Source organism: Terriglobales bacterium, from assembly GCA_035457425.1.
Lineage (GTDB): Bacteria > Acidobacteriota > Terriglobia > Terriglobales > Acidobacteriaceae > JACPNR01.
Genome location: DATIBR010000070.1, coordinates 1 through 16,963, shown reverse-complemented (window position 1 = coordinate 16,963; position 16,963 = coordinate 1). Strand labels below are relative to the sequence as shown.

Annotated in this window: 15 protein-coding genes; 5 read left to right on the top strand and 10 right to left on the bottom strand. The window is 68.1% G+C overall.

All coding sequences use genetic code 11. The features are described from left to right. Nucleotides 1–1,183 (top strand): dihydroorotase (locus VLA96_04965; GenBank protein ID HSE48539.1); only part of this gene is annotated, 1,183 nt, incomplete at its 5' end. 60 nt (nucleotides 1,184–1,243) lie between these two features. Here the strand turns inward: VLA96_04965 and VLA96_04960 are convergent. From VLA96_04960 to VLA96_04945, 4 genes are all read right to left on the bottom strand, one after another. Beyond that, complete coding sequence (locus VLA96_04960; protein ID HSE48538.1) at nucleotides 1,244–2,440, bottom strand: lactate 2-monooxygenase; 1,197 nt, start codon at nucleotides 2,438–2,440, stop codon at nucleotides 1,244–1,246. 213 nt (nucleotides 2,441–2,653) lie between these two features. Next, the gene (locus VLA96_04955) at nucleotides 2,654–3,130 is read right to left on the bottom strand and encodes a DUF2085 domain-containing protein (GenBank protein HSE48537.1); all 477 of its coding nucleotides are present in this window, start codon (nucleotides 3,128–3,130) and stop codon (nucleotides 2,654–2,656) included. A gap of 7 nt (nucleotides 3,131–3,137) precedes the next feature. Then, nucleotides 3,138–4,352 carry a glycine C-acetyltransferase gene (locus tag VLA96_04950; GenBank protein ID HSE48536.1) on the bottom strand — a complete coding sequence of 405 codons (1,215 nt, stop codon included), beginning with the start codon at nucleotides 4,350–4,352 and terminating at the stop codon, nucleotides 3,138–3,140. Nucleotides 4,353–4,481: 129 nt separating this feature from the next. Then, nucleotides 4,482–4,928 (bottom strand): hypothetical protein, encoded by a 447-nt coding sequence (locus tag VLA96_04945; GenBank protein HSE48535.1) that lies wholly within the window; start codon nucleotides 4,926–4,928, stop codon nucleotides 4,482–4,484. A gap of 102 nt (nucleotides 4,929–5,030) precedes the next feature. Between VLA96_04945 and VLA96_04940 the strand changes: the two genes are divergently transcribed. Next, a complete protein-coding gene (locus VLA96_04940) occupies nucleotides 5,031–5,957 on the top strand; it encodes a GntR family transcriptional regulator (GenBank protein ID HSE48534.1) in 927 nt (308 codons plus the stop codon). Nucleotides 5,958–6,118: 161 nt separating this feature from the next. Continuing rightward, nucleotides 6,119–6,631 (top strand): hypothetical protein, encoded by a 513-nt coding sequence (locus VLA96_04935; protein HSE48533.1) that lies wholly within the window; start codon nucleotides 6,119–6,121, stop codon nucleotides 6,629–6,631. 57 nt (nucleotides 6,632–6,688) lie between these two features. Here VLA96_04935 and VLA96_04930 read toward each other — a convergent pair whose 3' ends face one another. From VLA96_04930 to VLA96_04905, 6 genes are all read right to left on the bottom strand, one after another. Then, nucleotides 6,689–8,737 (bottom strand): transketolase, encoded by a 2,049-nt coding sequence (locus VLA96_04930; GenBank protein ID HSE48532.1) that lies wholly within the window; start codon nucleotides 8,735–8,737, stop codon nucleotides 6,689–6,691. A 157-nt stretch (nucleotides 8,738–8,894) separates the two neighbouring features. Continuing rightward, nucleotides 8,895–9,947, bottom strand: coding sequence for an L-threonine 3-dehydrogenase (gene tdh / locus VLA96_04925; GenBank protein HSE48531.1), 1,053 nt, complete (start codon nucleotides 9,945–9,947; stop codon nucleotides 8,895–8,897). Nucleotides 9,948–10,209: 262 nt separating this feature from the next. After that, complete coding sequence (locus tag VLA96_04920; GenBank protein HSE48530.1) at nucleotides 10,210–10,824, bottom strand: DUF1572 family protein; 615 nt, start codon at nucleotides 10,822–10,824, stop codon at nucleotides 10,210–10,212. Then, complete coding sequence (locus tag VLA96_04915) at nucleotides 10,821–12,533, bottom strand: hydantoinase B/oxoprolinase family protein (GenBank protein HSE48529.1); 1,713 nt, start codon at nucleotides 12,531–12,533, stop codon at nucleotides 10,821–10,823. The genes VLA96_04920 and VLA96_04915 overlap by 4 nt, the downstream gene beginning before the upstream one ends. Before the next feature lie 11 nt (nucleotides 12,534–12,544). Next, nucleotides 12,545–12,802: a hypothetical protein gene (locus VLA96_04910; protein HSE48528.1), complete on the bottom strand. Its 258-nt coding sequence runs from the start codon at nucleotides 12,800–12,802 to the stop codon at nucleotides 12,545–12,547. A gap of 312 nt (nucleotides 12,803–13,114) precedes the next feature. Next, nucleotides 13,115–14,656, bottom strand: a complete 1,542-nt coding sequence (locus VLA96_04905) for an alkaline phosphatase family protein (protein ID HSE48527.1) — start codon at nucleotides 14,654–14,656, stop codon at nucleotides 13,115–13,117. On the opposite strand from VLA96_04905, the gene VLA96_04900 reads away from it, so the two are divergent. Together VLA96_04900 and VLA96_04895 are read left to right on the top strand one after the other, a co-directional pair. Then, the gene (locus tag VLA96_04900; protein HSE48526.1) at nucleotides 14,586–15,407 is read left to right on the top strand and encodes a hypothetical protein; all 822 of its coding nucleotides are present in this window, start codon (nucleotides 14,586–14,588) and stop codon (nucleotides 15,405–15,407) included. The two genes, VLA96_04905 and VLA96_04900, sit on opposite strands and share 71 nt — an antisense overlap. Before the next feature lie 191 nt (nucleotides 15,408–15,598). Next, the coding region (locus VLA96_04895) for a tetratricopeptide repeat protein (protein HSE48525.1) at nucleotides 15,599–16,963 on the top strand (1,365 nt) is incomplete at its 3' end.

Sequence of the window (16,963 nt, the reverse complement as noted above, 5' to 3'; positions counted from 1 at the left end):
CTATCCCCGCGGCAAGGGCAAGGGCGGCGACGAGACCTTCGACGCCCGCGGCCTCACCGTCGCTCCCGGCTTCATCGACCTCCACGTCCACCTGCGCGAGCCCGGCCAGTCGCACAAGGAGACCATCCCCACCGGCACGCAGGCCGCGGCCTTCGGCGGCTTCACTTCGGTCTGCACCATGCCCAACACCAACCCGGTGAACGACACCCCCGAGACCACCGCGTGGCTGCGCGACGCCGCGCGCGGCGCCGTCGTCAACGTCTTTCCCGTTGCCGCCGCCACCGTCGGCTCGCTCGGCGAGAAGCTCACCGACTTCAAGGCGCTGCAGCGCGCCGGCGCCATCGCCGTCACCGACGACGGCAAGCCCATCCTCGCCGACCAGGTCATGCGCGACGCGCTGCGCGCCGCCGCCCAGGCCGGCATCCCCGTCATCCAGCACGCCGAGGACACGCGCCTCACCGCCAACTGCCCCATGAACGACGGCCCCGCCGCCTTCAAGCTCGGGCTGCGCGGCTGGCGCGGCGAGGCCGAGTGGTCCATCGTCGAGCGCGATTGCGAGCTCGCCCGCTCCGCCGGCGCGCAGCTCCACGTCGCCCACATCTCCACCTCGGGCGCGCTCAAGGCCGTCCGCAAGGGCAAGAAGAACCGCGCCCGGGTGACCTGCGAGATCACGCCGCACCACTTCACCCTGGTCGACGCCAACATCGGAAACTACGACACCAACTTCAAGATGAACCCGCCGCTGCGCACCGGCGCCGACCGCGAGGCGCTCCTCGTCGGCCTGGCCGACGGCTCCATCGACGCCATCGCCACCGACCACGCGCCCCACGCCGCCCACGAGAAGCAGGTGGAGTTCGAGCGCGCCGCCTTCGGCATCACCGGCCTCGAGACCGCGCTCGGCCTCGCCATCCTCAAGCTTCACCGCGAGCGCAAGATCCCGCTGGTGCGCATCGTGGAATTGTTCTCGACGAATCCGGCGCGCATCGCCGGCCTCAAGGGCCGCGGCTCGCTCGGCAAGGGCTCCATCGCCGACGTCACCATCTTCGATCCGCAGAAGCGCTGGACCTTCGAGGCCGCCAAGTCGCTCTCGAAGTCGCGCAACACGCCCTTCGACGGTTGGCAATTGGTGGGGAAGGCCGTCGCGACCATCGTCGCCGGCAAGTTCGCCTACAGGAACTCCTAACAATTAGCGCGGTGTCATCCTGAGGAGCCCGCCGAGGCGGGCGACGAAGGATCTCACTGGCTAGTCCCTTACCAGCGAGTCCGGGCTCAGCTCACTCACCTTCGTGTACCCGCTGAGCGCCATCGTGAGGTCGAAGTCCGCGCAGAAGTTCTCCGCCACCTCGCGCACGCCGTCTTCGCCCGCGACCGCCAGTCCCCAGATGTAAGGACGCCCCAGCAGCACCGCCTTCGCGCCCAGCGCCAGCGCCTTCACCGCGTCCGCGCCCCGCCGGATGCCGCTGTCGAACAGCACCGGGATCCGCCCCGCGACCGCTTCCAGCGCCCCCGGCAGCGCCTCCAGCGACGCCACCGCGCCATCCACCTGCCGCCCGCCGTGGTTCGAGACGAGTATCCCGTCCACGCCTTCCTCCGCCGCGCGCGCCGCGTCATCCGACCGCTGGATCCCCTTCAACACGATCGGCAGCCTGGTGTGCGCCCGCAACCACTTCAGGTCGTCCCACGTCAGTCGCGTGTTCGAGAAGATCGACCGCCACAGCGTCACCGCCGCCGTCCGGTTCTCCTCCGGCTTCACCTTCAGCTCCGCCAGGAACGCGGGATCGGTGTAGTAGTTCGCCAGGCCCTCGGCGTAGAGGAACGGAAGGTACGCGTGGTCGAGGTCGCGCGGCCGCCACGCCAGCATCGTGGTGTCGAGCGTGACCAGCAGCGCCGAGTAGCCCGCCGCCTCCGCGCGCTGCAGCAGGCTGTGCGTGATCTCCGGATGCCGCGCCCAATAGAGCTGGAACCAGCGCGGCGAGTCGCCCATCGCCTTCGCCACTTCTTCCAGCGAGCGCGAGCTCACCGTCGACAGCGTGAACGGGATGCCGATGGCCGCGGCCCCCTTGCCGCTCGCCACCTCGCCGTCTTTGTGGATGATGCCCTGCACGCCCACCGGCGCGAGCGCCACCGGCGCCGGCAGCCGCGCCCCGAACAGCTCGGTCGAGAGGTCGCGCTGCTCCACGTTCCGCAGCATGTGCGGCACGATGCGCCACCGGTGAAACGCCTCCAGGTTCGCGCGATACGTCCCTTCCGAGCCCGCCGACCCCGCGACGTAGTCGTACGCCTCCGGCTTCAGGATCTCTTTCGCGCGCTGCTCCAGGACCTCCAGCCGCGTGGGCACGCGCGGCTTCACGCCCTTCACTCCCGCCGCGTAGATCTCGCCCTGCCGCTCCGCGCCGCTCTTGACTCGCGCACCCTGCTTGCTCACGTCCGCCGATGACATGCAGCTAGCCTCTGGAAGTTCGATGTCGGGGAGGCCGGAATTATAACGGGAGAGCGCTCAGCGCGCGACAGAATCCAGCCCGGCACGTGAGTGCCGGGAAGGGGCGGAAATGGATCGCGAGTCCCGCAGCGACGACACAAACCAGAATCATGAGGGTAGGCGCCGGCGACCCGCCGGCGCAAGACCAAGTCGCCGCCGGCGACGCAACGGCCGTTAGCCCACCGCGGAAGCGGTGGGTGCGGCGCGTTTAGAACCTTCCGAGTCCCGTAGGGACGACACCACCAGCGCCCCCGCCACCAACCCCGCGATCATCCCCAGCGCAAACCGCAGCGCGGGCAGGTTCCCGTGCCATCCCGCCCATTCCGCGCCGATATCAACGAGATTCATCGCGACCGCCGCGACGAACATCCGCAACACCACTTCCCGCCGCGCCGGGAGCAGCGCGCCTGCGGCCGCCCCCATATAGATCCCCAGGCACCGCACGCACACCGCCACCGGCGCGCCCGCCAGCCAGAACGACCGTGCCGGATCCTGGTGGCAGACATAGGAGAAGAACCGCCGGATGGAGATCGCCACCCACGGCGCATCGGCCAGAAAAGGCGCCGCGATGGCCAACGCGACCAGTACGGCTGGAAACGCGGCGATGGCAAGCCTCTTCACGGTTTCAAATCGGCAATCGGCAATCGACAATCGGCAATCAGATGATTCCCATCTTCTTCCCCACTCGCCCCAGCACATCGAGCGCCCTATCCAGCTGCGTGCGCGTGTGCGTCGCCGTCATGATCGTCCGGATGCGCGCCTTGCCCTCCGGCACCGTGGGGAACGCGATGCCCGTCCCGAACACGCCCTCCTTGAACAGCTCGCGCGAGAACTCCATCGTCGCGCGGCCGTCGCCGATGATGATGGGCGTGATGGGCGTCTCGCTCGCCGGCGTGTTCTTCCCGCCGATGTTGAACCCCAGCCCGCCGAGTTCTTTCTTCCAATAGCGCGTGTTCTCCCACAGCTTCTCGATCAGCTCCGGCTCCTGCTCGAGCACGTCGAAGGCGGCGATGCAGGTCGCCGCCACGCTCGGCGGCGCCGAGGTCGAGAACAGGAACGGCCTGCCGCGGTGATACAGGAACTCGATCAGCTCGCGCGTGCCGCACACGTACCCGCCGATCGACCCGATCGCCTTCGACAGCGTCCCCACCTGGATGTCCACGCGGCCGTGCACCTTGAAGTGGTCGATAGTGCCGCGCCCGTTCTTGCCCAGCACGCCGGAGGAGTGCGCGTCGTCCACCATCATGATTGCGCCGTGCTTCTCCGCCACGTCGCACAGGCCGGGCAGCGGCCCGATGTCGCCGTCCATCGAGAACACGCCGTCGGTGATGAGCAGCTTGTGGCCCGGCTGGTCCTTCACGCTGGCGAGCTGCTCTTCCGCGTGCGCCACGTCCTTGTGCCGGAAGACCAGGATCTTCGCGCGCGAGAGCCGCGCGCCGTCGATGATGGACGCGTGGTTCAGCTCGTCGGAGATGATGAAGTCGTCCTTCCCCAGGATCGCCGACACCGTGCCCGCGTTCGCCGTGAACCCCGACTGGAACACCACGCACGCTTCCACGTTCTTGAAGCGCGCGATCTTCTCTTCCAGCTGCATGTGCAGCTTCATCGTGCCGGCGATGGTGCGCACCGCGCCCGACCCCACCCCGAAATCGCGCACCGCCTTCTCCGCCGCTTCGCGCAGCTTGGGGTGCGTCGTCAGGCCGAGGTAGTTGTTGGAGGCGAGGTTGATGACCTTCTTGCCGTCGAAGGTGCACTCGGGCGCCTGCTCGTCGTCGAGCACGCGCAGTTTGAAGTACGTCCCCTTCTGCTTCAGGTCGCTGAGGACGTCGCCCAGATAGGAGAGCGGATCGGTGCGGGTCGGTGTAGTCGGCATGACCACTGGATTGTAAATCGGAGCCGCGCCTCGGAGCGCTGGCGTCCTCGCCGGCAGGGGTGAGCGCGTCCCGCGCTCACGGAGGCGAGACGCCTCCGCGCCGGCCGGCCGGGAGGCCGGCGCTCCGCTTCAGCGCAGGAACCACCAGACTACTGCGCCCACCAGCGCGAGCACGACCACCCAGAAGAGCAGCTTCTGCGCCCGCACCGAGCTCGCGTCGAACGCCTCCGGCGACGTCATCTGCGCATCGGTGGCGCCGAGCTTCGGCGCCTCGCTCGGCGAGCCCAGGCGGAACATCGCGTTCAGCGAGAGCTTCTGCTGCTCGGCGTCGCCCGCGCGCTCCATCGTGACCTCGATCCCCTTGCCGGTCATCGCCGTCGTCATGTCCACGCCCAGCAGCCGCTTCAGGATCCCCGACCCCACCATCTCCTGGATCTTCCGCTGGATCTCCTGCGGCGACGCGCCCTTGATCTCCAGCTTCGGGTTCTCCGAGCGCCCGACGAACGTGCCGTCCGGCAGCGGCTCGATCTTGAACTCGAACTTGAATTCCTGGTGCTTCGATTCGAACTCGATCACGTGCCGGATTGTATGTCTTGTCCGCCCGAATGCAAGCGGGGTTTCTCGATCGCTCGATGACCCGATCGCTCGATCGCTGGATTCTGCACTAAGATTGCGCCGATGCGCCTCTGGCTCTCCCATGCCGGCGGAGTCCCGCTGCGCGAGCAGCTCGTCACCCAGATCGTGCTCGGCGTGCTGAGCGGCGACCTCCGCCCCGGCTCGCGCCTGCCCTCCACCCGCGAGCTCGCGCGCCGCTACCAGGTGCATCCCAATACCGTCAGCGCCGCCTACCAGCAGCTCGAGCAGGAGCGCTGGGTGGAATCCCGCCGCGGCTCCGGCGTCTACGTGCGCGCGCGCCAGGGCGAGGACCTCGCCACGCGCGGCCTCGCGCTCGACCACCTCATCGCCAACCTGTTTCACGCCGCGCGCCGGCTGGGCGCCCCGATGGCCGCCCTGCAGAAGCGGCTCCAGCGCTGGCTCGACCAGCAGCCGCCCGACCACTTCCTGCTCCTCGAGCCCGACGAAGAGCTGCGCGCCATCGCGCTCGCCGAGTTGCGCGCCGCGCTGCCCCTGCGCGTCGCCGCCGCCGCTCTCGGCGGCTCGCGCGCCCTGGCCGTTCATGTCAAGGACGGCGCCGTCCCCGTGGTGCTGCCTTCCAAGGCCGAGCGCGTCCGCAAGCTGCTGCCGCCGGGCGCCGACTGCGTCGTGCTGCAAGTCCGCTCCGTCCCGCTCTCGCTCCTCCAGTGGCTGCCCGCGCGCAAGCCCGACCAGCTCGTCGGCGTCGTCTCGCGCTGGCCGGACTTCCTGCGCTCCGCCCGCACCATGCTGCTCGCCGCCGGCTTCGACACCGACGCGCTCCTGTTCCGCGACGCCCGCAAGCCCGCCTGGCAAAAAGGACTGCGCGAGTGCGCCGCCGTCGTCTGCGACTCGCTCGTCGCCGCCAGGATCCCCCCAGGCCCGAAAGTCATCCCCTTCGCGCTCATCGCGGAGCAGTCGCTCGCGGAGCTGCGCCAGTACCAGCACTTCCTCGGCCAGCGCCCCAGCTAGCGGAGCGCCCGACGTCCCCGCCGAATGTAGCACCGGCGGCCCGCCGGCTGTAGCGCGGGCGGCTCGCCCGCGCTGACTTGTGACACCCCAGAAACTGTCCCAAGCGCCCGCACTCCGCCCTTCGCCGGCACTACTCTCGTCCGTGCACTCGGAGGTGAACCATGAAGAAGCTCATCGCACTCGCATTGGTCCTCGTGTTCGCGCTGCCGTCGTTCGCGACCATCGTGGAAGGCTCGCAGGTCCTGTACGAAGGCGGCACGGCCCCCGGCGTCAAGGAAGGCGCGCTCGGCGCATTCGACACCTCATCGGAAGAGGCGCTCGTCTTCGCCGGCGAGGGCGCGAAGCTCGCCATCCCGTACGCGAAAGTCACGAACTTCAACTACGAGGAAAAACTGGCGCGGCACTGCGGCGTCATCCTCACGCTGCTGATCGTGCCCTTCAAGTACCGCCAGCGCCGCCACATCCTCACGGTGAACTACCTGGACGAGCAGAACGCGCCCCGCGTCGCGGTGTTCGAGATCGCCAAGACCGCGCCCGAGACGCTCGTGCCCATCCTCCAGTCGCGCATCAACAAGTGCCAGGAGGAGCGCCGCCAGGCCAGGCTGCGGCAGCAGCAGAAGCAGCAGGAAAAACAGCAATCCCCACAAACGACCGAACGAGCCGCCCAGCAGTAACCACCGTCCACCGTCCACCGTCCACTGTCCACTGTGGACCGTGGACTGTGGACTGGATCAGCGCGCCGCGGTCCGCATCTTCTCGGTGCGCAGCGCCTTCACCGCCATCAACTCGGCGGCCTTGTGCGCGATGTGCTCGGCCGACACCTCGAACTCCTTCACCAGCTCCCACGGCGCGCCCGAATCGCCGAAGCGGTCCTGCACTCCGATGGCGCCGGTCAGCACCGGCGTGCCGTACAGCTCGGGGTCGGCCGTGAGCACCTCGCTCACGCGCCCGGAGAGCGCGCCGATCTGGTGCTCCTCCGCGGTGACGATCACGCCCGTATCCTGCGCGGCCTTCAGGATCGCGGCTTCGTCGATGGGCTTGAGCGTGTGCATGTTCAGCACGCGCGCGTCCCACCCGAACTCCTGCTTCAGGATCCACGCCGCGCGCATCGCCTCCGGCACCATCGGCCCGAGCGCGATGATGGTGAGGTCTTCGTCCTCCGACGCGTACTTCGACGCCAGCACCGTGTCGAACGCCGCCGCGAACTCCGCCTTCTCGCCGCGGAAGCGCAGCACGTTCGCCTTGCCGAACACGAACGGCGACTTCTCGTTCGTCACGATCGGCGTCGCCTCGCGCGCGAACCGGATGTACTTCGGCCCGCGATGCTCGAACAGCAGGTACTCGGTCGCGCGCTTCGTCTCGACCGAATCGCACGGCACCACCGCCACCATGTTCGGCAGCCCGCAGATGGCGAACAGGTCCTCCAGCGCCTGGTGCGTCGCGCCGTCCGGCCCCACCGACACGCCGCCGTGCGCTCCCGCGATCATCACGTTGAAGTCGCCGTAGCACACCGACGTCCGTATCTGGTCCAGGTTGCGCGCCGCCGCGAACGTCGCGTACGTCCCGAACACCGGCAGCTTGCCCTCCCGCGCCAGCCCCGCCGCCACCGACGTCGCCGACTGCTCCGCGATCCCCATCGACAGCCAGCGCGGCTTGCGCTCCGGATGCTTCGCGTAAAACTCGCTGATGGTGATCGACCCCGAGATGTCCAGCCCCAGGCACACCACGCGCTCGTCGTCGCCGCGCTCCGCCAGCGCCTGCCCGAAGCCCATCCGCGTCGGCTTCATCTCCACCTTCATCTGCTCCTGCGCGTTCCACCAGTAGTCGCGCGAGAACTTCGGCATCTTCGCCGCCAGCTTCGCCTCCACCGTCGCCTGGTATTTCTTCGCCCGCTCCAGCAGCTCGCGGTACGGTACCGCCTGCTCCAGCCCCAGCTCCTGCAGCGCCTTCATCAGCTCGTCGAAGTTCGGCGTCTTGCCGTGCCAGCCCGCCACGCCCTCCATGAAGCTCACGCCCTTGCCCTTCACCGTCTCCGCGATGATCACCGTCGGCTTCCCGCGGTGGTGCGACTTCGCGAACTCCAGCGCCCGGACGACCCGGTCCATGTCGTGCCCGTCGCAGCGCAGTACGTCCCACCCGAACGCCGCGTACTTCACGTCCAGCGGCTCCACGTTCATGACCTCGCTGACCTTGCCGTCGATCTGCAGCTTGTTCTCGTCGACGATCGCGATCAGGTTGTCGAGCCCGTAGTGCGCGGCCTCCATCGCCGCCTCCCACACCTGGCCTTCCTGCTGCTCGCCGTCGCCCATGATGCAGAACACCTTGTGGTTCCGCCCCGCCAGCTTCGCCGCCAGCGCCAGACCTACCGCGATGCTCAGCCCCTGCCCCAGCGACCCGGTCGACGCCTCCACCCCAGGCAGCTTCAGCCAGTGCGGATGTCCCTGGAACGGCGAGCTCAGCTTGCGCAGCTCCATCACGTCTTCTTTGGGGAAGAAGCCGGCGAACGCCAGCCCGAAATACAGCGCCGGCGCCTTGTGCCCGGTCGACCAGATGATGCGGTCGCGCTCCGCCCACTCCGGGTTCTCCGGATCGTGGTCGGCCACGCGCAGGTAGAGCGCCGCCGTGATGTCCATGATCGAGAGCGTGCCGCCCGCGTGCCCCGAGCCCGCCGCGTGCAGCGCCACCAGGTTGTAGCCCCGCATCAGCTTCGCCTGCTCGCGCAGCTCCGCCACCGAAAGCTCGCGCACGATCTTGCCGGACTTCGAGTTCACAATAGCCATGACGCCACCTCTGCGGAGACGATGGCCTATTGTTGAGCAGGGGTTACACCGCGGCTGTGACGGGCGTCACCGGACGCTGTGAAGGTGATGGGTAGAGACGCGCTTCTGCGCGTCTCAAAGACGGCCAGAAGGCCGTCTCTACCGCTGTTTCCCAGCTCTACCGCACGCCGTTGGGATACAGCAATATCTTGCTCGCCTCGCCCGTCTTCAGCCGGTCCATGCCCTTGGAAAAATCCTTCATCGACATGCGGTCGGTGATCACGGGATGCAGGTCGAGCTTCCCGGCCTTGATGAGCGCTTCCATCTGGTACCACGTCTGGTACATCCGCCGGCCGTTGATCCCCAGGATGGTCGCGCCCTTGAAGATGATGTCCTCGGAGAAGTTCAGCGTCACCGGCTTCGACGGGATCCCCAGCAGGCTCGCCCGCCCGCCCAGCCGCAGGATCTGGAACCCGAGCGAGATCGCGTCCTGCCGCCCCGCCATCTCCAGCAGCACGTCCACGCCCACGCCGTCGGTCGCGTCCATCACGACCTTCTTCACGTCGTCCTTGGTGGGGTCGAGGACGAAGTCCGCCTTCATCTGCTGTGCGATCTTCCGCCGGTGCTCGTTCACCTCGATGGCGAACACCTGGGTCGCGCCGCACGCGCGCGCCACCGCGATCGAGAACAGCCCGATCGGCCCGCAGCCCGTCACCGCCACCGTCTTCGCGGCAATGTCGCCCGAGAGCACCGTGTGCACCGCGTTGCCCAGCGGGTCGTAGAGCGAGGCGTACTCCGGCGGCACCGACGCGTCGATCTTCCAGATGTTCGATTCCGGGATGACCACGTACTCGGCGAACGCGCCGTTCGCGTCCACCCCGATGATCTGCACGTGCTGGCAGATGTGCGCGTCGCCCGTCCGGCACTGGTAGCACTTCCCGCACGCCACGTGCATCTCGGCCGAGACGAAGTCGCCTTCCTTCACGCTGGTGACTTCCTTGCCCACCGCCGCCACGTCGCCGCAGAACTCGTGCCCCGGGATCAGCGGCGGCTTGATCCGCCGCTGCGCCCACTGGTCCCAGTTGTAGATGTGCAGGTCGGTGCCGCAGACGCTCGCCACCCGCACCTTCACCAGCACCTCGCGGTCGCCGAACGCCGGGATCTTCACGTCGCGGATCTCCGCGCCCGGCGCCGCCTCCGGCTTCATCACCGCCATCATGGTCTTCGACATGCCGCTCCTGACTCGTCCCCGCCCGCGCCCCGATTCTACATAACCAACGGAGTTGTAGGCGCGTAGCCTGCCCTGGGCGAAGTCGAGGGGCCCCCGATTGCGCGCCGATCACACCGGCGGAGTTGTAGCGCGCTCGCCCTCGAGCCCCCATCTTTCGAAGGGGCGCGGCTTCAGCCGCGCCGAAAAACGCGGGCGCAGCCCGCCACCGCTCTGCCGAAGGCCGGCGCGCAGGTCGCGGGGTTCGACCGGAGCGCCGGAACAATCACCACTTCCCTCCGTCCTTCAGCCGGTGGTCATTGTGCTCGCGATACCCCTTCTCTCGCCACTCCGCGCTCTTCCCTTTCGGGATCGAGAGCGACTTCCACTCCGCCCCGCGAAAATGCTTTGCCAGGAACACGATCTGCCCCACGTGATACGCGTAGTGCGTCACCTGCCGCTGGATCGCCCACAGCACGGTGTGCCGCTCGCCGCGGATCGCGACCTCGCGCAGCACGTCCTCCGGCTTGAGCGCCTGGACGGTCGCGAGCGTCAGCTCCCACGCCCGGTTCCACTCCTTCATCAGCTCGGCGCGCGAGCCCGGCCGCGCCTCGAACTCGCGGTCGCGCTGCCGGTCGGGCTTCTCGCCGTCCGTCGTCAGGAAATCCGCCCAGCGCGAGCGCATGTTGCCCGCGATGTGCCGCATCACGATGGCGATGGAGTTCGACTCCGCGTCGAGCTGCCCGAACAGCTCGTCGTCGCGCACCTGCTCCAGCGCGCCCTCCGCCAGCCGCCAATACCCGCGCAACGCGCGATACGAATCTTCGAGGTATGCCTTTGCTACTTCGCTGTCCATCCCGCCGATCACCGGATCACCGGATCCGCCGATCACTCGATTCACTTCCGCCCCCATCCTCCCCCGCCGGGACTCTCGATCCTCACCCGCTCGCCCTTGCGCAGCCGCACGCTCGCCTTCCCGCCGATCTGCACCTCGCTGCCGTCGCGCCGCACCACGGCCGCGCGTCCCGGCGCGCCGTCCGCGCCGCCCTGCAAGCCGTACGGCCCGCGCTCCCGCCGGTCCGCCAGCAGCGTGACCTCGGCGTCGGTCAGCAGCTCGATCTCGCGCACGATGCCGTCGCCCCCGCGCCACGCCCCCGCGCCTCCCGAGCCCCGCCGGAACGAGTACTTCGTCACCCGGAACGGATACGCGTGCTCCAGCGCCTCCGCCGGCGTGTTCAGCGAGTTCGTCATGTGCGTGTGGACGCCCGAGATGCCGTCCTTCGTCGGCCGCGCCCCGAACCCGCCCGCGATCGTCTCGTAGTAGGCGAACGGCTCGTTCGTCCGCGGATCGATCCCGCCGATCGTGAGGTTGTTCATCGTGCCGCTCGAGCCGGCGGGGATGCGCTCCGGCAGCGCCTGCGCCAGCGCCCGCAGCAGCACGTCCACGATGCGCTGCGAAGTCTCCACGTTCCCGCCCGCCACCGCCGCCGGCGGCCGCGCGTTCACGATCGTCCCCTCCGGCGCGATCACCTCGATCGGGCGCATCAGCCCCGCCGTCGCCGGCACGTCTTCCTCCAGCAGGCAGCGGAAGACGTAGAAGCACGCCGAGTACGTGATCGCCTCCACCGCGTTCAGCGGCCCCGCCACCTGCGGGTCGCTGCCGCTGAAGTCGACCACCACCACCGCGCTATCATCCTGAGCGAGCGCCGCCTTTGCGCGAGCGAAGGATCTAGACGAGCGACCGGCGCCCCGGCACGCCTCGCGCCGGGCTGAAGCGCCGACGCGAGCATCCTTATTCACTCTCACCGTCGCCGCGATCTTCACCGGCTCGTCCGTCACCCCGTCCGAGTCCATGAAGTCTTCCGCGCGATACTCCCCCGCCGGCACTCGCTCCAGGAACGCCCGCATCATGCGCTCGGAGTAATCCAGCAGCGCCGCCATCGCCGCCCGCACCCGCTCCAGCCCGTAGCGCGCCGCGACCTCCGCCAGCCGCACCGCGCCCGTGTGGCAGGCCGCCAGCTGCGCGCCCAGGTCGCCTTCCCGCTCCGCCGGCGTCCGCACGTTGTTCAGCAGCAGCGCCAGCACGTCGCGCTGCATCGCTCCGCCCGCCACCAGCTTCACCGGCGGGATGCGCACGCCTTCCTGGTAGATCTCGCGGCACAATCCCATCGACCCCGCGTACGCCCCGCCCACGTCCGCATGGTGCGCCCGGTTCGCCACATAAAAATCCGGCCGAATACTTTTCTTAGGTAGGCGCCGGCGACTCGCCGGCGCAACAAACACCGGCGCCACCAGCGTGATATCCGGCAGGTGCGTCCCCCCCGCGAACGGGTCGTTCAGCATCGCGACGTCCCCCGGCCCCAGCTCCAGCCGCTCGATCGCCGCCCGCACCGACATCGGCATCGACCCCAGGTGCACCGGCATGTGGTCGCCCATCGCGATCACCTCGCCCGCCGCGTCGAACACCGCGCACGAGTAGTCGCGCCGCTCCTTGATGTTGGGCGAGAACGCCGTCCGCCGCAGTGCCGCTCCCATCTCTTCCGCGATCGAGTGGAAGATGTTCTTGAAGACTTCCAGTTCCACCGCGTCGACCTTGCGCGCGCGCTTCATCGCGCACGAGTCTAGACCATCTTCGCCGTGTCATGCTGAGGCGCGCAGCGCCGAAGCATCTCATCGCCGACGATCTCACGCGCCCAGCGCCGAAGCATCTCATCGGCGACGATCTCACGCGCCCAGCGTCGAAGCATCTCACCGGCGACGATCTCACGCGCGCAGCGCCGAAGCATCTCACCGCCGACGATCTCACGCGCCCAGCGCCGCAGCATCTCGCCGGCGACGATCTGAGGCGCCCAGCGCCGAAGCATCTCATCGGCGACCAAGTTCCACCGCCGCCACTCCCGCAGAAACTTGTTGACTTCAAAACATATCGACCCCAATATCTAGCGTAGATCGACCCGCCCCTCCCACTGATGGGGCATGCAGAGTTCCACGGGCTCCGGGCTCGTTCGTGAGGGAGAAACTCCAACGAAGGAGGACGCGCGATGAAGAAGATGATGAAGAAGAAGAAAAAGAAGAAACACTAGTTCTGATGGCCGTGCGTGAGAGGACCTCCGCACGCCTAAGTCAAAAGGCCTCGGCCGCAAGCCGAGGCCTTACGTTTTCCTTCCGTGGCCCGTGGACCGTGGACTCGCTCACGGCACCTGCGGCGCCACTTCCAGTTTCTTGTCGCACGTTCCCGCCTTGGGATCCGCCGTCGTCGGCGTGCCGCTGTCGGTCAGGTCTTTGGCCAGCAGGGCATTCATCCACGGCTGCTCCGGCAGCGCCGGCGGCGTCAGCCAGCTCGGGTTGTCGAAGTCGAAGAACTCCAGGAAGTCGTCGGCCGCGTAGAAGCGGTCGCGCCCGCTCGGCAGCGCCGGGATCCCGAACCTCGACTCGATGAACGCCAGCACCGAGGTGTGCTCGCGCGCCGTGTGCGACACGTATCCCTTCTTCACCCACGGCGACACCACGATGAACGGCACCCGGAACCCGCTCTGCGTGAAGTTGTACGGCAGGTTCTCCGGCGCCGGTCCCTGCGTCAGGTCGGTGCTCTTGAAGATGGGCGCGATGCCGTCCGGATCCGGCACCGTCACCGGCGGCACGTGGTCGTAGAACCCGCCTCCCTCGTCGTACATCAGGATGAACACGCTCGACTTCCACGCCGCGCTCGCCATCAGCGCGTCCAGGATCTTCTTGGTTCGGTTCGCCCCCACCTGGAAGCCGTACTTGTTGCTCGGGTGCTCGTTGTATCCAACCTCTTTCACGGTCTGGTAGGGCTCCGACGGGTCCTGCTCGATGAACACCACCGGCGCCAGCAGCTCGTCGGCCTTGGGATCGGCGAGGATGGAGTAGAACTCGGCGATGTTGCGCACCCGTCCCACGGTGAGTTGCGCGTTCGTGTCCGCGGTACCGGGCGTGGTCCCACGCGTCCACACGTCGAAGTCGGCCAGGTAAACGGCGCCGTTCTGGAAGTAGTACTTCCACTTGATGCCGTGTTCCGTCATCCACTCGAAGAAGGTCTTCTGCGTCCAGCCGCCGTCCGGCACGGGATCCGGCCGGATGTGCCCGAAGCTCGTCCCCGTGAACAGGTACATCCGGTTCGGGATGGTCGGTCCCATCACCGACCCGAACATCCGGTCGCTGGTGGCGAACTGCGTCGCCAGTTCGTAGTAGTACGGCAGCTCTTGCTCGGTGTAGTACCCGAGCGACCGCGTGTACCGCGGGTCGATGGTCGAGCCCTGCGAGTCGCTCTGCTGCCTCACCCAGAAGTCCATCTGCCACGCGCCGTCCTTGCGGTGCGCGAAGAAGTGGCTCTCGTTCCACCCCGGGCTGGTGACGTCGGTGCACACCGTCGGCGTGTGGAACAGCTTGTACTTCGCGCCGTTGATGTCGGTGAAGACCTTGTTCAGGTCCGGCCCGTCGATGTCGCTCGCCGGCAGCCCGTGGACGCGCTGGCGGTACGCGCCCAGCTGCCCGAGGTAGTGGTCGAACGAGCGGTTCTCCTGCATGTAGATGATGATGTGCTTGATCTTCTGGTCCAGCCCGCCCGCCTGCACGACCGTGACGGTCGCGCTCGCCGTCGCGGTCGCCCCGCCGGAATCGGTCGCGGTCGCGGTGTAGGTCGTGGTCGCCGACGGCGTCACCTGCGCCGACCCGCTCAACCCGGAGCACGCCGCGCAATTCGAGATCGTCACGCTCGTCGCATGCTGCGAGTCCCACGTCAGCGTCGCGCTCTGCCCCGCCGTCACCGTCGCCGGCTCCGCGGTCAGCGAGACGCCCAGCTGTCCCGCGTCCGCCACCGTGATCGTCACGCTCGCCGTCTGCGTCCCGCCCGGACCGGTCGCCGTCGCGGTGTACGTCGTGGTCGCGCTGGGCGTCACGCTCTGCGTGCCGCTCGGCACCGCCACGCTCCCTACGCCCTGGTCGATCGTGATCGACGTGGCGTGCTCACTCGACCAGCTCAGCGTCGCGCTCTCTCCCGGCAGGATCGACGTCCGGTCCGCCGTCAGCGTGACCGTCGGCGCCACCTGGTTCACCGTGATGGTGATGCTGGCCCGCGTGCTCCCCGCCGAGTTCGTCGCCGTGAAGGTGTACGTCGTCGTGCTCGCCGGCGACACCGTCACCGAGCCGCTCAGCGGGAACGTCTCCGCGCCCTCGATCTCGATCGCGGGACTCACGCTCACGCTCGTCGCGTTCGCGCTCGACCAGCTCAGCGTCGCCAGCTCCCCCGCCGAGATGGTGGTGCGGTCGGCGCTCGCCGTGATGCTCGGCAGCGTGCCGTGCTGCGGTTCCGGCGACGGCGGCGTGCTGGCGCTGCCGCCGGCGCAGCCCGTCGCCGCGAGCGCCACTAGTATGAAGATGAAAAAGGAAGAACCGCGAAGGAACAGTCTCGGCCAGAGATTCGCTGATTTCACTTTTGCCCCAGGGGTACTTCAGGGCGATTAGAGGTGGCTGCTCTGGCCAGAGTTGTCTCTGGTTCCCCACCGTGGCGCCGCCGTCCCACCGCGTCCGGCCCGCGCCTCCCCCAGCAGTCTTTCCCTGGGAAAAAGCGTAGAATGACCCCATACACCGCCCGAAATGGGGTGACGCGCATCCAATCGGATGCGGGGTTCCATTCCCAAGGGAAACGTTCATCGATGAAGACTCGTCTGCTCCTGTTGCTGGCTCTCCTGTCCGCCGTTTCGCTCGCGCAAACCAAGCCGGCCACGCAGCAGCCGCCGCCCGCCGCCGGCGCCCAGCAGGCGCCCGCGCGCAGCCTCCCGCCCGACACCAAGGCCCCGCCTGCCAAGCCCTCGACCGAGCAGAAGCCCGACCAGGCCGCCGCCGCCGCGCCGCGCACCCCCGACAAGGCCCAGGCCTACTACCACTACTCGCTCGCGCATATCTATGAAGAGCTGGTCTCCATCTACGGACGGGCCGAGTTCGCGCAGAAGGCCATCCAGGAATACCGCCTCGCCATCGAGAACGACCCCACCTCCGAATATCTGAACGCCGGCCTCGCCGAGCTCTACGCCAAGACCGGCCGCATCCGCGAAGCCGTGCTGGAAGCCCAGGAGATCCTCAAGCGCGATCCCGACAACATCGAGGCGCACAAGCTGCTCGGCCGCATCTACCTGCGCTCGCTCGGCGACCTCCAGGCCGGCACCCAGTCGCAGCAGGTGCTCAAGCTCGCCATCGAGCAGTTCGAGCAGATCGCCCGCATCGACCCCAAGAATCCGGAGACCTTCCTGCTGCTCGGCCGCCTCTACCGCCTGAACAACGAGATGCTGAAGGCCGAAGGCGCGCTCAAGAAGGCCATCCAGCTCGACCCGCAGTCCGAGGAGGCCGTCACCACGCTCGCCTACCTCTACAGCGAGGAAGGCGACTCCGCCCGCGCCGTCGCCACGCTCAACTCCGTCCCGGAGAAGACCGGCAAGATCTGGGCGGCGCTCGGCTACACCTACGAGCAGCAGAAGGACTTCAAGAAGGCCGTCGACGCCTACAAGCAGGCCGTCGAGTACGACCGCGACAACCTCGACGCCCAGCGCGGCCTCGCCCAGAACCTGCTCAACGACGGCCAGACCCAGGCCGCGCTCGAGCAGTACAAGCAGATCGCCGACGCCGATCCCCAGGACGCGCAAGCCTTCCTGCGCATGGCGCAGATCTACCGCTCCACCGGCAAGTTCGATCTCGCGCTCGACAATCTCCGCAAGGCCGATGGCCTCACCCAGGACTCCGTCGAGGTCCCGTACAACATCGCGCTCGTCTACGAGGCGCAGGGGCGCTACGACGAAGCCGCCGCCGTCCTGCAGAAGCTCATCGACAAGCCGCCCGCCTCGCCCGCCGGCTACACCTCCGGCGAGCGCAACAACCGCAGCATCTTCCTCGAGAAGCTCGGCGCCATCTACCGCGAGCAGGGCAAGACCCCGCTCGCCATCGAGACTTTCAAGAAGATCCTCGCGCTCGGCGACGAGAACGCGCGCACCGGCTATCAGGCGCTCATCGACACCTACCGCGACAGC